17 protein-coding genes, 2 pseudogenes and 1 riboswitch are annotated in these 16074 nt (G+C 53.7%); of the genes and pseudogenes, 14 read left to right on the forward strand and 5 right to left on the reverse strand.

The window, feature by feature from the left end; all coding sequences use genetic code 11:
- The first annotated feature begins 70 nt into the window (after positions 1–70).
- The 13 genes and pseudogenes from ACML7B_RS04505 to ACML7B_RS04565 all read left to right on the forward strand — a co-directional run.
- Positions 71–523: a flavodoxin gene (locus tag ACML7B_RS04505; RefSeq protein WP_418539464.1), complete on the forward strand. Its 453-nt coding sequence runs from the start codon at positions 71–73 to the stop codon at positions 521–523.
- A 16-nt stretch (positions 524–539) separates the two neighbouring features.
- Positions 540–1163 carry a TetR family transcriptional regulator gene (locus tag ACML7B_RS04510; RefSeq protein WP_418539465.1) on the forward strand — a complete coding sequence of 208 codons (624 nt, stop codon included), beginning with the start codon at positions 540–542 and terminating at the stop codon, positions 1161–1163.
- A gap of 31 nt (positions 1164–1194) precedes the next feature.
- Complete coding sequence (locus ACML7B_RS04515; protein WP_418539466.1) at positions 1195–2373, forward strand: iron-containing alcohol dehydrogenase; 1179 nt, start codon at positions 1195–1197, stop codon at positions 2371–2373.
- Positions 2374–2385: 12 nt separating this feature from the next.
- Complete coding sequence (locus ACML7B_RS04520) at positions 2386–3483, forward strand: aldo/keto reductase (protein WP_418539467.1); 1098 nt, start codon at positions 2386–2388, stop codon at positions 3481–3483.
- 125 nt (positions 3484–3608) lie between these two features.
- Positions 3609–4436: a hypothetical protein gene (locus ACML7B_RS04525; RefSeq protein WP_418539468.1), complete on the forward strand. Its 828-nt coding sequence runs from the start codon at positions 3609–3611 to the stop codon at positions 4434–4436.
- Positions 4437–4503: 67 nt separating this feature from the next.
- Positions 4504–5205 (forward strand): UMP kinase, encoded by a 702-nt coding sequence (pyrH, locus tag ACML7B_RS04530; RefSeq protein ID WP_346708679.1) that lies wholly within the window; start codon positions 4504–4506, stop codon positions 5203–5205.
- Positions 5206–5218: 13 nt separating this feature from the next.
- The gene (frr, locus tag ACML7B_RS04535; protein ID WP_106788621.1) at positions 5219–5770 is read left to right on the forward strand and encodes a ribosome recycling factor; all 552 of its coding nucleotides are present in this window, start codon (positions 5219–5221) and stop codon (positions 5768–5770) included.
- 90 nt (positions 5771–5860) lie between these two features.
- A complete protein-coding gene (locus ACML7B_RS04540; protein WP_418539469.1) occupies positions 5861–6571 on the forward strand; it encodes an isoprenyl transferase in 711 nt (236 codons plus the stop codon).
- A 1-nt stretch (position 6572) separates the two neighbouring features.
- Positions 6573–7382 carry a phosphatidate cytidylyltransferase gene (locus ACML7B_RS04545; RefSeq protein ID WP_346708677.1) on the forward strand — a complete coding sequence of 270 codons (810 nt, stop codon included), beginning with the start codon at positions 6573–6575 and terminating at the stop codon, positions 7380–7382.
- 55 nt (positions 7383–7437) lie between these two features.
- The gene (dxr, locus tag ACML7B_RS04550; RefSeq protein WP_346708676.1) at positions 7438–8580 is read left to right on the forward strand and encodes a 1-deoxy-D-xylulose-5-phosphate reductoisomerase; all 1143 of its coding nucleotides are present in this window, start codon (positions 7438–7440) and stop codon (positions 8578–8580) included.
- Between the two features lie 8 nt (positions 8581–8588).
- Positions 8589–9620, forward strand: a complete 1032-nt coding sequence (gene rseP / locus ACML7B_RS04555; RefSeq protein ID WP_418539470.1) for an RIP metalloprotease RseP — start codon at positions 8589–8591, stop codon at positions 9618–9620.
- Positions 9621–9862: 242 nt separating this feature from the next.
- Complete coding sequence (locus ACML7B_RS04560; protein WP_418539471.1) at positions 9863–10552, forward strand: M81 family metallopeptidase; 690 nt, start codon at positions 9863–9865, stop codon at positions 10550–10552.
- Positions 10492–10968 (forward strand): annotated as a pseudogene (locus ACML7B_RS04565) (MlrC C-terminal domain-containing protein); the annotation flags it as partial. The gene ACML7B_RS04560 and the pseudogene ACML7B_RS04565, both read left to right, overlap by 61 nt.
- A 9-nt stretch (positions 10969–10977) precedes the next feature.
- Here the strand turns inward: ACML7B_RS04565 and ACML7B_RS04570 are convergent.
- Genes ACML7B_RS04570 through ACML7B_RS04585 form a run of 4 tightly spaced genes read right to left on the reverse strand, consistent with a single transcriptional unit; the run spans position 10978 to position 13684 of the window.
- The gene (locus ACML7B_RS04570; protein WP_418539472.1) at positions 10978–11844 is read right to left on the reverse strand and encodes an energy-coupling factor ABC transporter ATP-binding protein; all 867 of its coding nucleotides are present in this window, start codon (positions 11842–11844) and stop codon (positions 10978–10980) included.
- A gap of 2 nt (positions 11845–11846) precedes the next feature.
- Positions 11847–12617 (reverse strand): cobalt ECF transporter T component CbiQ, encoded by a 771-nt coding sequence (cbiQ, locus tag ACML7B_RS04575; protein ID WP_418539473.1) that lies wholly within the window; start codon positions 12615–12617, stop codon positions 11847–11849.
- A complete protein-coding gene (locus ACML7B_RS04580; RefSeq protein WP_143930345.1) occupies positions 12614–12934 on the reverse strand; it encodes an energy-coupling factor ABC transporter substrate-binding protein in 321 nt (106 codons plus the stop codon). Before ACML7B_RS04580 ends, cbiQ begins: the two co-directional genes overlap by 4 nt.
- 3 nt (positions 12935–12937) lie before the next feature.
- Positions 12938–13684, reverse strand: coding sequence for an energy-coupling factor ABC transporter permease (locus tag ACML7B_RS04585; RefSeq protein ID WP_106788612.1), 747 nt, complete (start codon positions 13682–13684; stop codon positions 12938–12940).
- A 100-nt stretch (positions 13685–13784) separates the two neighbouring features.
- Positions 13785–13967: riboswitch (cobalamin riboswitch) on the reverse strand.
- Between the two features lie 87 nt (positions 13968–14054).
- Here ACML7B_RS04585 and ACML7B_RS04590 point away from each other — a divergent pair.
- Positions 14055–14688 (forward strand): annotated as a pseudogene (locus ACML7B_RS04590) (transposase); the annotation flags it as partial.
- A gap of 58 nt (positions 14689–14746) precedes the next feature.
- Here ACML7B_RS04590 and ACML7B_RS04595 read toward each other — a convergent pair.
- Positions 14747–16012: a peptidoglycan-binding protein gene (locus tag ACML7B_RS04595; RefSeq protein ID WP_418539474.1), complete on the reverse strand. Its 1266-nt coding sequence runs from the start codon at positions 16010–16012 to the stop codon at positions 14747–14749.
- Positions 16013–16074: the final 62 nt, after the last annotated feature.

The following is a 16074-nucleotide window of genomic DNA, read 5'->3' on the forward strand; positions in this document are numbered from 1 at the left end:
CTGACATTGTGTCAAAATAGGGACGTAAAAAATTGACACGGTGTCAGAATATTTTTTTCGGGAGGGATTTATGATGAAACGATTGGTAACGTATTTTTCTGCAAGCGGTGTGACAAAGCGGGCGGCAGAGCAGCTTGCCCAGGCGGTGGGAGCGGACCTCCACGAGATCCGGCCGGCCAGGGAGTATTCCCGGGCGGATCTGGACTGGACCAACAGCAAAAGCCGCAGCTCTGTGGAGATGAATGATCCCGCCTCCCGGCCGGAACTGGCAGAGGAGAAGACGGATCTTTCCGGCTACGACAGAGTGTACGTAGGGTTCCCCATCTGGTGGGCTGTGGCGCCTCATGCGGTGAATACCTTTATAGAGAATAACGACCTTGCCGGGAAAGAGATTGTGGTCTTCGCCACCTCCGGGGGCAGCCGTCTGGAGCCGGCAGTGCGAAGCCTGCAGCAGCAGTATCCAGGGCTTGACATCAAGGCCGGAAAGCTCCTTCACGGGAAGGTAACAGGAGACATCATCTAAGCGAGGGGGTGATCCTGTGCCGAAAGGATCGGAAGCATTGACCAACGCCCGCAGGGAGGAGATCATAGAAGGCTGCGCCAGGCTGTATGAGACCGTAAGCTTTAAGGAGATCACCATGAAGGAGATCAGTTCGGCCATCTCCCTTACCCGGGCTTCCATCTACAATTATTTTCAGACCAAGGAAGAGATTTTTCTGGCCCTTCTGCAGCGGGAATATGAGCGGTGGACCGCCCGGCTGGAAAAAGCAAGGGAAGACCATGAGAGGATGAGCCGGGAGGAGTTCGCCGGGGAACTGGCCCGCTCTCTGGAGGAGCGGCAGCAGCTTCTGAAGCTTCTTTCCATGAATCTCTACGACCTGGAGGAAAACTGCCGGTTTGAGCGGCTGGTGGAGTTCAAGGTGGTCTATGGCAGGGCGCTTGCGGAAGTGGGGAATTGCCTGGAACAGTTTTTCCCGGAGATGACAGAAGAGGAGCGGCAGGATTTTCTCTATCTGTTCTTCCCCTTCCTGTTTGGCGTCTATCCTTATACGGTGGTGACGGATAAGCAGCGCCGGGCCATGGATGAGGCGGGGATCTCTTATCGGAAGCAGACGGTATATGAGATTGTCTATGGGGAGACCAGGAAACTGCTGGGTGTGTAAAGACAGTTAACTTAATCAAGGAGGAATTAGCATGCTTGGAAATTTTTCATACTGTAACCCGACAAAACTTTACTTTGGAGAGGACTCTCTGAATTATCTGAACACAGAACTTCCCAGGTACGGGAAAAATGTGGTGTTGATCTATGGCGGCGGTTCCATCAAGAAGAATGGGATCTATGACGACGTGATGAGTATCCTGAAGGAGAATGAAAAAAATGTGGCCGAGATCCAGGGGGTTATGCCCAATCCCACTGTAGATAAGCTGTATGAGGGCGTGAAGATCGCCCGGGACCACAAGGCGGATCTTCTGCTGGCAGTGGGAGGCGGCTCCGTCTGCGACTATGCCAAGGCAGTATCTGTCTCCGTGAACTGTGAGGAAGATCCCTGGGAGAAATATTATCTGCGTTTTGAAGAACCAGAGTGCGAGACGCTGCCGGTGGGCTGCGTGCTGACCATGGTGGGCACCGGTTCTGAGATGAATGCGGGAGCGGTGATCACCAATCACGGGACGAAACAGAAGATCGGTCATGTGTTTGCGGATGAGAAGATCATGCCCCGGTTTTCCATCCTGAATCCCAGATATACCCTGACCCTTCCTCATTATCAGATGGTGGCAGGGATCTATGATATTTTCAACCATATCTGTGAGCAGTATTTCTCCGGAAAGGATGACAATACCAGTGATTATATCAGCGAGGGCCTGATGCGTTCTGTGCTCCATGCCAGCCGGATCGCCAACAAGGATCCTCAGGATTATGAGGCGCGCAGCAACCTGATGTGGACAGCCACCTGGGCGCTCAATACGTTGATCTCCAGGGGCAAGACTACAGACTGGATGGTCCACATGCTGGGGCAGTCCGTGGGGGCTTATACAGACGCGACTCACGGCATGACTCTGGCGGCAGTGTCTCTGCCCTATTACCGGTATATCCTTCCGTATGGCGTGGAGAAGTTTAAACAGTTTGCAGTCAATGTATGGGACGTAGACCCGGCGGGGAAGAGCGAGGAAGAAGTGGCCCGGGAAGGTCTGAAGGGCATGGAGAACTGGATGAAAGAGCTGGGTCTGGTGATGAACCTTAAGGACCTAGGTGTTACAGAAGAGATGATCGAAGGCATCGCAAAGGGCACGCTGATCATGGAGGGCGGCTACAAGGTGCTGAAGCTGGAAGAGATCGTGGAAATTTTAAAGGAGAGTCTGCAGGGAAACTAGAGAGGTGTCAGAATGGAATATAGAATTCATCCCAGAACAAAAGACAAGATCAGTGTGATCGGCATTGGAACCGGGCCCATCTATGAAGCACCGGAGCGGGAAGCGGTGGAAACACTGAGCTATGCCTGTGAACATGGGGTCAACTATGTGGATTTTGCCACCGCCGGGGCGGAAACCTTCCGCTATGCGGGGCTGGCCTTTGCCTCTGTGCGAAGGGAATTGCTTTACCAGGTCCATTTCGGGGCGAACTATGAAACCGGGGAATATGGGTGGACCACAGACCTGGACAAGGTAAAAGGGCAGATAGACTGGCAGTTGTCCCAGCTTAACACCGATTACATTGACTTTGGCATGATCCACTGCCTGGATTCTGCCGGAGACTGGGAACAGTATCAGGAAAATGGTGTGCTGGATTATCTGCTGGAGATGAAAAAAAGAGGCGTGGTGCGGCACATTGGCCTTAGCACGCATACGCCGGAACTGGCGGGGAGGATCCTGGACAGTGGGATCGTGGAGCAGATGATGTTCTCCATCAATCCTGCGTATGATTATCAGCATGGAGAATATGCCGCCGGAAGCGCCGGCGAGCGCATGGACCTTTACCGCCGCTGTGAGGCGGAGGGAGTCGGGATCTCTGTGATGAAGCCCTACTCCGGCGGGCAGCTGCTGGATGACCGTACTTCGCCATTTGGCAGGGCGCTGACCAAGATTCAGTGTCTCCAGTACGCGCTGGATAAGCCGGGGGTGCTGACGGTACTGCCCGGAGTCCGCAATCTGGATGAGATGAAAGAGGCGCTGTCCTGGCTGGAAGCCGCGTCAAAGGAACGGGATTATTCCGTGCTGGGCACATTTACGCCCAAAGATGTGACCGGGACCTGCGTATATTGTAATCACTGCGCGCCCTGTTCGGCCGGATTGAATATCGGCCTTATCAATAAGTATTATGACCTGGCCAGGATCGGAGATGATATGGCTGCCGACCACTATGCCAAGCTGGAAAAGCATGCGTCCGACTGCCTTCATTGCGGGCATTGCGACCGGCGGTGTCCGTTTGGCGTGGCCCAGAGCAGGCGTATGGAGGAGATCAGGGAATATTTCGGGGAAGCATAGCATAGACCAGATGTCAGAACGGTGTGGAGAGATCCGCGCCGTTTTTAATTTGATTTTTATGATTTAAAGATCTATTTTGTGGTAAAATCAGGGAAAGAGAAGGGAAAAAGACGGAGGTGCGGCATATGGAAATGGAAGCGCGGGCAAGAGAACTGGTAAGAGCTTACCGGAAACGGAAGGGTCTGGCCTGGATGATCCTGGCAGTGGGGATCGTGTATCTCTTCTATATAGTCTTCAGAGTGTTGGAAGGTCCTGCGGCGGAAGAACTGGGAGGGCTGGCGATGACGGCGCTTTTATTTAGCGCCTATGTGGTCTTCGCTCTTTTTGCGGTGGCAGCCGTCCTGGTGAAGCAAAGCGGCGGGATGATTCTGAACCGGGTCTATCAGGAGCAATGTGATCCGGCTCTCTATGAAGCCTGCCTTTTGAAACTTCATTTCTTCCTGCAGCCGGGATGGAAGGCCTGCAATCTGGCCATAGCTCAGTATCAGCAGGGAGATTATGGCAGGGCGCAGGATACCCTTGCCAGTGTTCCGGTGCAGAAACTGCGGAAAAACCTGATCCCGGGGTATTATCAGTGTCTGTGCGCTCTTTGCTTTAAGCAGGGGCGGGGCGGGGAAGTGGCAGCTCTGGAGGAGGCCTGCCGTCTCGCGCTTGGGCCAAAGCCCAGGTGGCAGCAGCAGTTTGCCCTGGTGTGTGCCAACAACAACCTGTTCCGGGCGGTGGAGAACCGGGATTATGAAAAGGCATTCCTTTTCCTGCAGGCCACCAGGAGGACCGGGACAGGTACTGTCTCCTGGAAGATGGCTCAGGTCACCTACAGCATGTGGATGGCCAGGATCTGTCTGGGACTGGGGGAGAAAAAGAGCGCCGGTATGTATCTGGCCTATGTGAAACAGCAGGGAGGGACCATGGCGGCGGCAGAGGAGGCCAGGCAGCTTTTGCAGGAATGTTAGTTGCGTATTCCATTTTTTTCATCCCTATGGTATACTTTACCTAAGTATGCGAAAGGAGCATGACAGGATGAAAAGGGTATTATTGAAACTCAGCGGAGAAGCGCTTGCCGGCGACAAGAAGACAGGTTTTGACGAGGAGACCTGTCTGGGCGTGGCAAGACAGGTAAAGAAGCTTACAGAGGAAGGGATCCAGGTAGCCATCGTGACCGGAGGGGGCAACTTCTGGCGGGGCAGGACCAGCGAGACCATTGACCGGGTGAAGGCGGATCAGATCGGAATGCTGGCCACGGTGATGAACTGTATCTACGTGTCAGACATCTTCCGCTATGCGGGGATGAAGACGGAGGTGTTCACTCCCTTTGTGTGCGGATCCTTTACCACGCTGTTTTCCAAGGATGCGGCGGTAGAAGCCCTGGAGGCGGGGAAGGTGATCTTCTTCGCGGGAGGAACCGGACATCCTTATTTCTCTACCGATACAGGAGCGGTGCTGCGGGCCATTGAGATCGAGGCGGACGCAATGCTGCTTGCCAAGGCCATCGACGGGATCTATGACAGTGATCCCAAGGTGAACCCCCAGGCGAAGAAGTATGATGAGATCTCTATCCAGGAGATCATCGACAAGAAGCTGATGGCAGTGGATCTGACGGCTTCCATCATGTGCCTGGAGAACAAGATGCCTATGCTGGTCTTCGGGCTGAACGAGGAGAACAGTATCGTCAATACCATGTCAGGGACATTCACAGGAACGAAAGTGACTGTATCAGAATAAGGAGGATATCATTATGCATGAGAAGCTGAAGATCTATGAGGAGAAGATGACCAAGACGCTGGCCAATCTGGACGGAGAACTGGCTGCGATCCGCGCGGGAAGAGCCAACCCCAACGTGCTGAACAAGATCGTGGTGGACTATTACGGAACACCTACGCCTATCCAGCAGGTAGCCAACGTATCTGTTCCGGAGGCCCGGATGATCCAGATCCAGCCCTGGGAGAAGAGCATGCTGAAGGTGATCGAGAAGGCGATCCAGGTTTCCGACCTGGGGATCAATCCCACCAACGACGGAACCACCGTGCGCCTGGTATTCCCGGAGCTTACCGAGGAGCGAAGGAAGGAGCTTGTCAAGGATGTAAAGAAGAAGGGCGAAGCTGCCAAGGTGGCGGTGCGCAACATCCGCCGGGACGGCAACGATATGCTTAAGAAGCTGAAAGGCTCCGAGATCTCTGAGGATGAGATCAAGGATATGGAGGACGAGCTTCAGAAGACCACAGACCGGTTCATCAAAGAGGTGGACAAGGCTGTGGAAGTGAAGTCCAAAGAGGTTATGACGGTATAAGTCAGACGCTGGAGGGTCTTAACGATGAGGAGGGGACAGACCCCCTTTTGATAAGGGGTCTGTCTTTGTGTGTATGTGGAGGGAATTGTTATGAATATGCCGCGGCATGTCGCGATTATTTTGGATGGGAACGGCCGGTGGGCGAAGGCAAAGGGAATGCCCCGCAATTACGGCCATGCCCAGGGGAGCAAAAACGTGGAGCGGATCTGTGAGGAGGCCTGGCGGATGGGGATCAAGTACCTGACTGTGTACGCCTTCTCCACAGAGAACTGGAACCGCCCCAAAGACGAGGTGGATGCGCTGATGAAGCTTCTGCGCAATTATATGAAGACCTGTCTTAAGACGGCGGCGAAGAATGATATGAAGATCCGTGTGATCGGAGATATCACCCGGCTGGACGAGGATATCCGCAGCCGGATAGAGGAGCTGGAGAAATCCACTAAGGACAACGGGGGGCTGAATTTCCAGATCGCCATCAACTACGGGAGCCGGGATGAGATCACCCGGGCGGTGCGTCGGATCGCCGCGGACTGCAGGGACGGGCGCCTTGTGGCAGAGGAGATCGACGAGCAGGTGATCGACCGGTACCTGGATACCCACGACATCCCGGATCCGGACCTTCTGATCCGGACCAGCGGGGAGCAGCGGCTGTCCAACTATCTTCTGTGGCAGCTGGCCTATACGGAATTCTATTTTACCGATGTGCCCTGGCCGGATTTTACCAAGGAAGAACTTCTGAAGGCAGTGGAACAGTACAACGCCAGAGACCGGAGATACGGCGGGGTAAAGGAGGAAGAGTAAGATGTTTAAGACAAGGCTTTTGAGCGGGATCGTGCTGGTGATCATCCTGATCGCCACCGTGGGGCTTGGGGGAAACGTCCTTTTTGCCCTGCTTCTGGCGGTGAGCCTGATCGGCATGACAGAGCTCTATCAGGTGGTAGAGGCAAGGGAGACGCTGCTGGGCGTCGCAGGCTATCTTGCGGCGGCGTTCTATTATCGTTTCCTGTACGTGGGGGAGACGGAGTATCTGATGCTCCTGACCATCCTGTTCCTGGTGGCTCTGATGGCGGTCTATGTGTTCTCTTTCCCCAGATACCGTGCGGAGCAGGTGATGACCGTATTTTTCGGCCTGTTCTATGTGGCGGTGATGCTGTCCTATATCTATCAGACCCGGATGCTGCCGGAAGAGGGGGGCGTGATCGTCTGGCTCATCTTCTTAAGCTCCTGGGGGTGCGATACCTGCGCTTATTGTGTGGGAATGCTGATCGGGAAGCATAAGATGGCGCCAAAGCTGAGCCCCAAGAAATCCATTGAAGGAGGCGTGGGCGGCGTGGCAGGAGCGGCGCTTCTGGGAGCGCTGTTCGCGCTGGCCATGAACCAGTGGGGCGGCGTCCAGGTAAATCCGGCCCATTACGCGCTGATCTGCGGAGCCGGCGGCGTGATCTCCCAGATCGGGGATCTGGCGGCTTCCGCCATCAAGCGGAACCACGATATCAAGGATTACGGAAAGCTGATCCCCGGCCACGGTGGGATCCTGGACCGGTTTGACAGTGTGATCTTCACCGCGCCGGTGATCTATTACCTGGCGGCGGCTTTGGGCGGAGCGCTTTAGAAAAAGTTTGGATAATGAGAAGCCTGCAGGCGACATAGAATAAAGAGGAGACATTATGAAGAAAATAGCCATATTGGGTTCCACTGGTTCCATCGGGACCCAGACCCTGGAAGTAGTCCGGGAGAATCAGGATATTGAGGTGTGCGCGCTGGCGGCAGGGAGCAACATTGCCCGGCTGGAACAGCAGATCCGGGAGTTCCGTCCCCGGCTGGCGGCAGTCTGGAGCGAGGAGAAGGCAAGGGAACTCAGGATCCGCACGGCGGATCTTCCTGTGGAGATCGTCTCCGGCATGGAGGGCCTGATCCAGGTGGCAGTGCTGGAAGAGGCGGAGATCCTGGTGACTGCCATCGTGGGGATGATCGGACTTCGCCCTACCATCGCGGCCATCAAGGCAGGGAAGGACATTGCCCTTGCCAATAAGGAGACCATGGTGACTGCCGGCCACATCATCATGCCGCTGGCAAAGGAGCACAAGGTGTCCATCCTTCCGGTGGACAGCGAGCACAGCGCCATCTTCCAGTCCCTTCAGGGAAATGAGGGAAATAAGATCCAGAAGATCCTTCTCACTGCTTCCGGCGGCCCTTTCCGGGGAAAGAAGCAGGAGGATCTTTTAAATGTGACGGTGGAGGACGCCCTGCGTCATCCAAATTGGTCTATGGGGCGCAAGATCACCATTGATTCTTCCACGCTGGTGAATAAAGGGCTGGAAGTGATCGAGGCTAAATGGCTTTTCGGGGTGGACGTGGACCAGATCCAGGTGGTGATCCAGCCTCAGAGCGTGATCCATTCCATGGTAGAGTATGAGGACGGAGCAGTGATGGCCCAGCTGGGGACGCCGGACATGAAGCTGCCCATCCAGTATGCCCTGTATTATCCGGACAGACGGTATCTTCCGGGAGAGCGGCTGGATTTCTGGACTCTTTCCCATCTGGATTTTGGGAAACCGGACCTGGATACTTTCTACTGCCTGGCTCTGGCCTATGAGGCGGGAAGAGCGGGCGGCACCCTGCCAACCGTATTTAACGCAGCCAATGAGCTGGCGGTGAAGAAGTTCCTTTTGAAGGAGATCAAGTATCTGGAGATCATGGAGATCATTGAAGACTGTATGCGGGCCCACAAGAACCGGCCCAACCCCAGTCTGGAGGAGATCCTGGAAGCGGAAGCGGCCACTTATGAGCGGATCGAAAGCAGGAGGTAGAGAAAAACTTGGGTATTATTTTGGCAATACTGCTTTTTAGTTTTATCATTTTCTTCCATGAGCTGGGACATTTTGTGCTGGCGAAGAAGAACGGGGTTGATGTGGAGGAATTTGCCATCGGCATGGGGCCGGCCATTTTCTCCAGAGAATACCATGGTACCTGGTATTCCATCCGGATCTTCCCCATCGGCGGGTTCTGCGCCATGGGGGAGGACGATGAAGCCACAGACTCTCCCGGCAATTTCAATAATAAGTCGGTGTGGGCCCGGATGTCTGTCATCGCGGCAGGTCCGGTGTTCAACTTCATTCTGGCCTTTGTCTTCTCCGTGATCCTGGTGTGGATGACCGGCTACGACGCCCCGGTGGTGGGAAGCGTGGACAGCGGCTCCCCGGCGGCGCAGGCCGGGATCCAGGAGGGGGATACCATCTTAAGGATGGGGAACAAGAAGATCAATATCTTCCGGGAGATTTCTTTCTACAATCAGTATCACCAGGGAGAAGAGACTACCATCACCTTCCTTCATGACGGGGAGGAGAAGACGGCCACCCTGGACCCGGAACTGGATGAAGAGCTGGGCTATTACCGCTTTGGCTTTAATTCTTCTCCGGCCCGGGAGGCCACGCCCCTTACCGCGCTCCAGTACGGAGTTTACGAAGTGAAGTTCTGGATCTGCACCACCATCGATTCTCTGAAAATGCTGGTGACGGGGCAGGTGGGCGTGGATCAGCTGTCCGGACCGGTGGGGATCGTAGACGTGGTGGACGACAGCTACCAGCAGGCTAAGGTCTACGGAGGCTTTGCCGTGACTGCCCAGCTTCTTTACCTGGCGGTGCTTCTATCCGCCAACTTAGGCGTGATGAACCTGCTGCCCCTTCCGGCGCTGGACGGGGGCAGACTGGTATTTCTCCTGGTGGAGGCGGTGCGCAGAAAGCGGGTGCCCCCGGAGAAGGAAGGGTATGTGCACCTGGCAGGCATCGTGCTTCTGATGGCGCTGATGGTATTTGTCATGTATAACGATATTCAGAGAGTGTTTTTCTGATAGAACAAAGGAACATCCCATGGGGATGTTCCTTTCAGACTGTAGACAAAGTCCCCGGTTTACAACGGGGCTTTTCTATTGCAGTTATCAACATTTCAATGATTCTTCCGGTTTTTATCAAGAAAAATCCCCTACTTATCAACTCGAAAGTTAAGCGGTGCGTTCCCTGCACATGGTATAATTATCCTATTTGGACATTCGAGGATGAAAAAATAAAAAATCAAAAAAGGAGACAAGATGAAATGAAAAAGACAATTTTAGTCGGGGAGTTTAAGCATGAAACAAATAGTTTTATGCCGGAGAAATCAGGCGTGGAAGCATTCATGGCAAGAGACTATTTCTTTGGAGAAGAAATCTTTAAAGTTTTTCAAGGAGTTCGAAACGAATTAGGGGGAATTCTTGACTATTTTTGTCCGATAGAGAATTGTCGGCTGGTCCCGGTGATGGCATTTAATGCGCAGCCAGGAGGAATTGTAACGCGGGAAGTATTTCAGAGCGCCCGGGACGCGCTTCTGGAAGCGATTGAGAAGCAGGAGCGTGTGGATGGTATTTTGCTGGCTCTCCATGGCGCTATGGTGGCAGAAGGATACCCGGATGGAGAAGGAGCGCTGCTGGAGACGCTTAGAGACAAAGTGGGAACGGAGGTTCCGATCATTGCCTCCCTGGACCTTCATTGCAACCTGACCAAAAAGATGGTGAAGTATGCGGACGCGTTTTTCCCATATGATTACTATCCCCATACAGACACCTATGAAGCCGGTATTCGGGCGGCCAAATGTATGTGGGACACATTGGAAGGACGGATTCATCCGGTCATGGCGTATGGCCTTTGGATTTTCTGCTCTCCTATATGCCTACCGCCGAACCATGTATGGAAAAGTACGTGGCGAAAGCACAGGCGATGCGAGGAAAAGAAAATATTATCAATGTAAATGTGCTGCACGGCTTTTTTGCATCTGATATTGAAGAAACCTGCCTGTCTGTGGTTGCGGTGACAGATGGAGATCTTGGAAAAGCACAGAAGATCAGCAGTGAACTTGCGAATGAGATTTGGAAGGATAGAGAGAATCTGCGGCGAAACTTTTGGACCATTGACGAGGCCATTGACGATGCGAAGGAAAAAGGAGAAGCTCCGGTAGTGTTTGCGGATATTTCTGATAATCCTGGCTCCGGCGCGACAGGTGACGGTACTCACATGCTGCGGCGTCTTCTGGAGCGAAAGGTAGAAGGAGTAGCGGCGGTGATTATTTATGATCCGGAGACGGTCGAGCAGGCAAGTTCCAGCGGCGTGGGAACAACGCTTAAGATCCGGCTTGGGGGAAAGATATGCCCGGATATTGCCGGAGAGCCGATCGATTTATGGCTGCGATTTATTCATGGGACGCTGCGAAGACAAAAGACTTTCCAGTTCGTTTATTGTCCTGGGGCAAGGGAGGGATTCCGGCAGGAACCCTCCTTTTTGCAGCGCCTGAAAGATCTTAAGTACGCAAGGAGTCTCCAGGCTGGCGGTCTCAAGCAGTTTCTTCTGAGTAAAGACGTCCTTTGGGGAGCCGAAAGCCAAGAGCTGTCCTTCATGAAAGAGAAGCACGTCATCCGCCCAGCTCCAGGCGAAATCCACATCGTGGGTGGCTGTGACTACGGTGATGCCGCTTGCGGAGATCTCATCGATGATCTCCCGAACGATCCGGGTGTGGATAGGATCTAGAGCCGCCGCCGGTTCATCCAGCAGGATCAGGGAAGGCTCCATCACCAGAATATCCGCAATGGCCACCAGTTTCTTCTGCCCTCCGCTTAAGGCGTGTACCGGACGGTGGGCGAAGGAGGCGATGCCAAGGCGTTCCATCACTTGCTCTGCCCGCCGTCTTGTTTCCTGCTGGGTAAGGCCAAGATTCAGAGGGCCAAAGGAGATCTCCTGGAGGACATTTGCGGAGAAAAGCTGGTTGTCCGGGTCCTGGAATACCACGCCTACTTTGCTTCTGAGGGAAAGCAGTCCCTTTTTGGAGTAGTCTAAGGGATGGCCTTCAAAATACAACTGGCCGGAGTCGGGTTTTCGGATGCCGTTGCAGCACAGGAAGAAGGTGGATTTCCCGGAGCCGTTAGCCCCCATGCACGCAACCTTCCTCCCTCTTCGGATCTCCAGGCTCAGTCCGTTAAGGGCGGGGACATCGCTGCCTTCGTAGGTATAGCTGAGCTGTTTTGCTTTTAACAAGATATCATTCACCATTTTCACCTCCAAGTCAAGATCGTGATCAGAAGAAGTCCGGTTTCAAAGAATACAAGGGCAAGGATCTCGCGAAGCTTTGCGGGATGATGCTCCGCCAGGCAGCGGATCACGCCGTCGTAGCACCGGGACTCCATAGCGTCATACTGGGCGCCGGACCGTTTTAATGACAGCAGAAACACAGAGCCGGCCATCTGGGCAAAGGAATTGCGGGCGGCAGACAGACTGTGGTTCCCCAGCCGGGAATGTTGGGCCGCGGTAATGGAGGAGGCTGTCTTAAGGAGCAGGAAAATGTATCGGTAAGTCAAAAGCATAAGCTCCAGCAGAAGATCTGGCACATGGAACCTTCTCAACACCTCCAGAAGATCCGGCATAGGAGTACTCAAGGAGAGAAAATACAGGCAGGAAACACTGGCAAGAGCCGTTGTGAACAGCCGTATCCCCCGCGTAAGTCCAGCGATGCTCCCGGTAAGATACAAGCCTCCCATGGGGACTGCGAACCCGTCAAGAGGAATCCTGGAAATATTGATCACCACCGCGGCAGTGCTTAAGGCCAGAAAGACCAAGGGAACCCGCAGCAGCCGGAAATAGCGGGAGGCAGGGATCCCGCCGACACAGATGGTGAGGATCCCTGTCGAGGCAAAGACGATTCCCGCAAGGAGAATGGAACGGATGACGACGCAAAACAGCAGAGTCAGCAGAGTGAAAACAAATTTTTCCTCTCCATTGACAGAGCAAAGTTTAGAGCGGTAAGCAAGCTGGTCGATCAGGATCATAGCTGCTCCTGCTCTTTCCCAAGCTTTTTCCGTTCATAGAGCCGTCCCATAAAAAAGGCGATGATGCCTACCCCGATGCCCGTCTGGACGCAGAAGATCAAGCTTTCCAGTTCTCCAGGCAGTTCTCCGCCTAAGAATGTCTCCAGGATGGGAGAAAACCAGGGCGTATATTCCCCGTGGATCTCTTCTACCATGACGCTTCCGGCGTCATCAGAGCCGCCAAATTCCGCGTCTTTCAAGGCGATCACGGGAATGACCGCGATCAGGATGGCCGCAAGGATCAGCGCGGCCGCAAATTTCTTGTTTTTGGTCTCCATTTCTTACGCCTCCTTTCGGTATCCGATGGATTTTAACTCTGGAAGAGCAAAAGATTCCAGAAAAACAACGATGGCTGTGGTCAGGAGCCCTTCGATGACCGCGAGAGGCACTTGAGTAGGCGCGAAAACGCCAAGGAATTTCACGACAGAAGCCAGAATTCCTCCGGCCTCAGAAGGATAGGCCAGGCCAAGCTGCACGCTGGTGATGCAATAAGTAAAAAGATCGCCCAAAGCCGCTGCCAGAAAAATGGAAAATCTGCGGTTTATGGAGGGTTTCTGGCAGAGTCTGTAGATTCCATATGTAAGAAGAGGGCCGGCAACAGCCATGGAAAATGTATTGGCCCCCAATGTGGTCAATCCTCCGTGAGCCAGCAGGATTGCCTGGAAGATCAGGACAATGATCCCCAGGATACTGACGGAACATGGCCCGAATAGAATGGCTCCAAGCCCGGTTCCGGTCATGTGGGAGCAGCTTCCGGTGACAGAAGGGATCTTCAGAGACGAGATCACGAAGATGAAAGCGCCGGACATGGCAAGCAGTGTGACAGCCCTGCGGTTTTCGGACAGCGTCCTGTGGATAGACAAAAAGCCGGCGGCCAGGAAGGGAAGACATAAGATCCCCCATGCGATACAGTAGCCTGCCGGAAGATACCCTTCCATGATGTGCATAGCGTTAGCGGCCGGAACGACCGCGTTTGCCGCGGCAAATACAGCCAATGCGGCAATGAGTTTCTTTTGGTTTTGAGTCATCATAACTCCTCCTTTAGATTGATCGTTCTCAGAGAAAAGATTCTCTGGGTGTGCAAAAAAGGTACACAAAAAAGACACCTGACCGTCCTTCGCGGCCACGTGTAAACTGTCTGCAGCGGGTAGGTCTTCTGACTCAGGCTTCAACACGATGCTTCGCCTTCCCAGTTTCCCAGTGACATCATGAAGCATCATTCTTCCTCTACAGCGGCGGGACCGTGTGGGCTTTTGACCCAGCTTGTCTGTTACCCTGCCAAAGGCAGGCACCTCGCTACATTCAATCTTCTTCTATCATATAACAGCAGGGAAATACTGTCAAACAGATTCAGAAAACAAAATCAGCCATGAAACTGGTTGCACATTTTTCTTTATATGTGACAAGCACGGGTGGATCGTAGGTTATACTGTGCATCCAGGGAATGAACATGACAGCAGGACATGGAAGCCTTTGTACGACAAGTTGAAAGACCTGGATATGGAGATGATGGTATTGGATGCCGGATATAAGACTCCAGCAATCGCCCGAGAATTGTTAAAAGACGGGATACAGCCTCTGTTTCCGTATAAAAGGCCCATGACAAAAGATGGATTCTTCAAGAAATATGAGTATGTCTACGATGAGTACTATGACTGCTATATCTGTCCGGAGGATCAGATCCTTACTTATAAAAACGATCTCCCGCCACATTTGGGAAGAGTATCTGGAAACCAGCGAGGATATCCGCTATACTCTCGGGAACAAAGAGATCTATATGTTGAGAAAAGAAACCATTGAGAGATTGTTCGGAAGTGCAAAAGAACAGCATGGATTTCGCTACACACAATATATCGGCAACGCCCGAATGAGAATGAAAGCCGGGCTGACCTTTGCGTGCATGAATCTGAAAAAGCTGGCAAAGATTCTGGATGTAAGGGAAAGGCAGGACAAAAAATCAGGATTCTTTTTTATCTTTTATAAAAAAATATGGGAGTTGGCATTTTGGCAAAAAGAGTGGTGCTGGAGCTAGGCTCCAGCACCAACTTTGTCTACAGTCTGAGGAACATCCCATGGGGATGTTCCTTTTTTTAATCCAGCTCGGCGATCCGGGAGACGCCTACATAGACTTCCGAGATCTTATACCAGGTGGGATAGTCTACAATCCCGGTGGCGGGCAGGCCAAAGACAGACTGGATCTTCTTCACCGCAGCCTGGGTGGCGGGACCGTAGATGCCGTCTACCGCCACCTCCGGGATGGCGGGATAACCTTTGTGGATGCCGTTGATCTCTTCCTGGAGCAGGCGGACCTTCTCTCCGGTGGAGCCCTTCTCCAGGTTGTATCCCGGCCAGGAGGCAGGGATGCCGGAGATGGACTGGGCAGTGTTGATATACAAGTCTTCTCCGTAGAAGGAGCGCAGGATCTCAATAGCCCGGTAGCCATCATCGCCCAGGGATTTGCTGCCCCACTGGGTCATCCAGCCGGGGCACCGGACCTGCCTGCCGTCGCAGTACTGGGTGAGGAGAGGCTGGCGCACGTTGGGCCGGGAGAGATAGGAGGCAAAGAGTTCGTCTACGATGACAGAGATGGTGTCGTAGATGTTCCGCTCCGGGATCCATTTGTGGTCAAAGGCGGTGGAGGAAGTGATGGTGAAATCATATCCCATGTTCCGGTACCATTCGGTGTATACTCTGTTTAAGGTAAAGGACATGATGGCCAGTACATTTGCCCGGATGGTCTCCGCGGGCCAGGTGGCGTAGATCTCGCTGGAGGCCACATTTTTGATGTAGTCCTTGTAGCGGACATAGTAATCCCTGGCAGTGGAATCCCGGGGACTTCCGTCGTGGACCACAATGTATTCCGGGACAACCACCCGGCTTAAGACGATCTCGCCGGTCTCGGTGACGGGCTTGATCTCGCTCTCGGGTATTTTGGCAGGGTAGGACCCATATAATGTATGTGCGGGAATGACAAATACTTCCCCGGCAGGGTCGGAACCGGACCGGGGAGGGAGGGCGATGTTCTGGAGAGCGGTGACGTCCGGGAGGATCTCCGCGCCTGCCACGCTGACGGGCTCATAACCCGGCGCCTCTACCTGGATGGTGTATTCCGCGTAGGGCTGCTGTTCACTGGATTCTTCCAGGCTGTATTCCAGAGGCGGGGCCTCCAGCTCCAGGGAGGAAGTCTGGCCGGAGGAGTCTGTGCTAAGCTGTTCCACCAGGCTGTCCGGGACGCCGGTATAGGAGATGGAGACTTTGGCTTCCGGGACGGGCCGGGAAGTGGCCTGGGAGACGACATTCACCTTCAGGCGCCCGCGTGCGGAGGCCTCTGTCAAAGAAGGATTGGTTCCGTTCATGAAACACCTCAGAAAAAATCTCTTCCCCTTATCCTATGCGGGAGGAGGAAAAGGGTGCCCGG

This window comes from Massilistercora timonensis (assembly GCF_048354975.1).
In the GTDB taxonomy this organism is placed as follows: domain Bacteria; phylum Bacillota; class Clostridia; order Lachnospirales; family Lachnospiraceae; genus Massilistercora; species Massilistercora timonensis.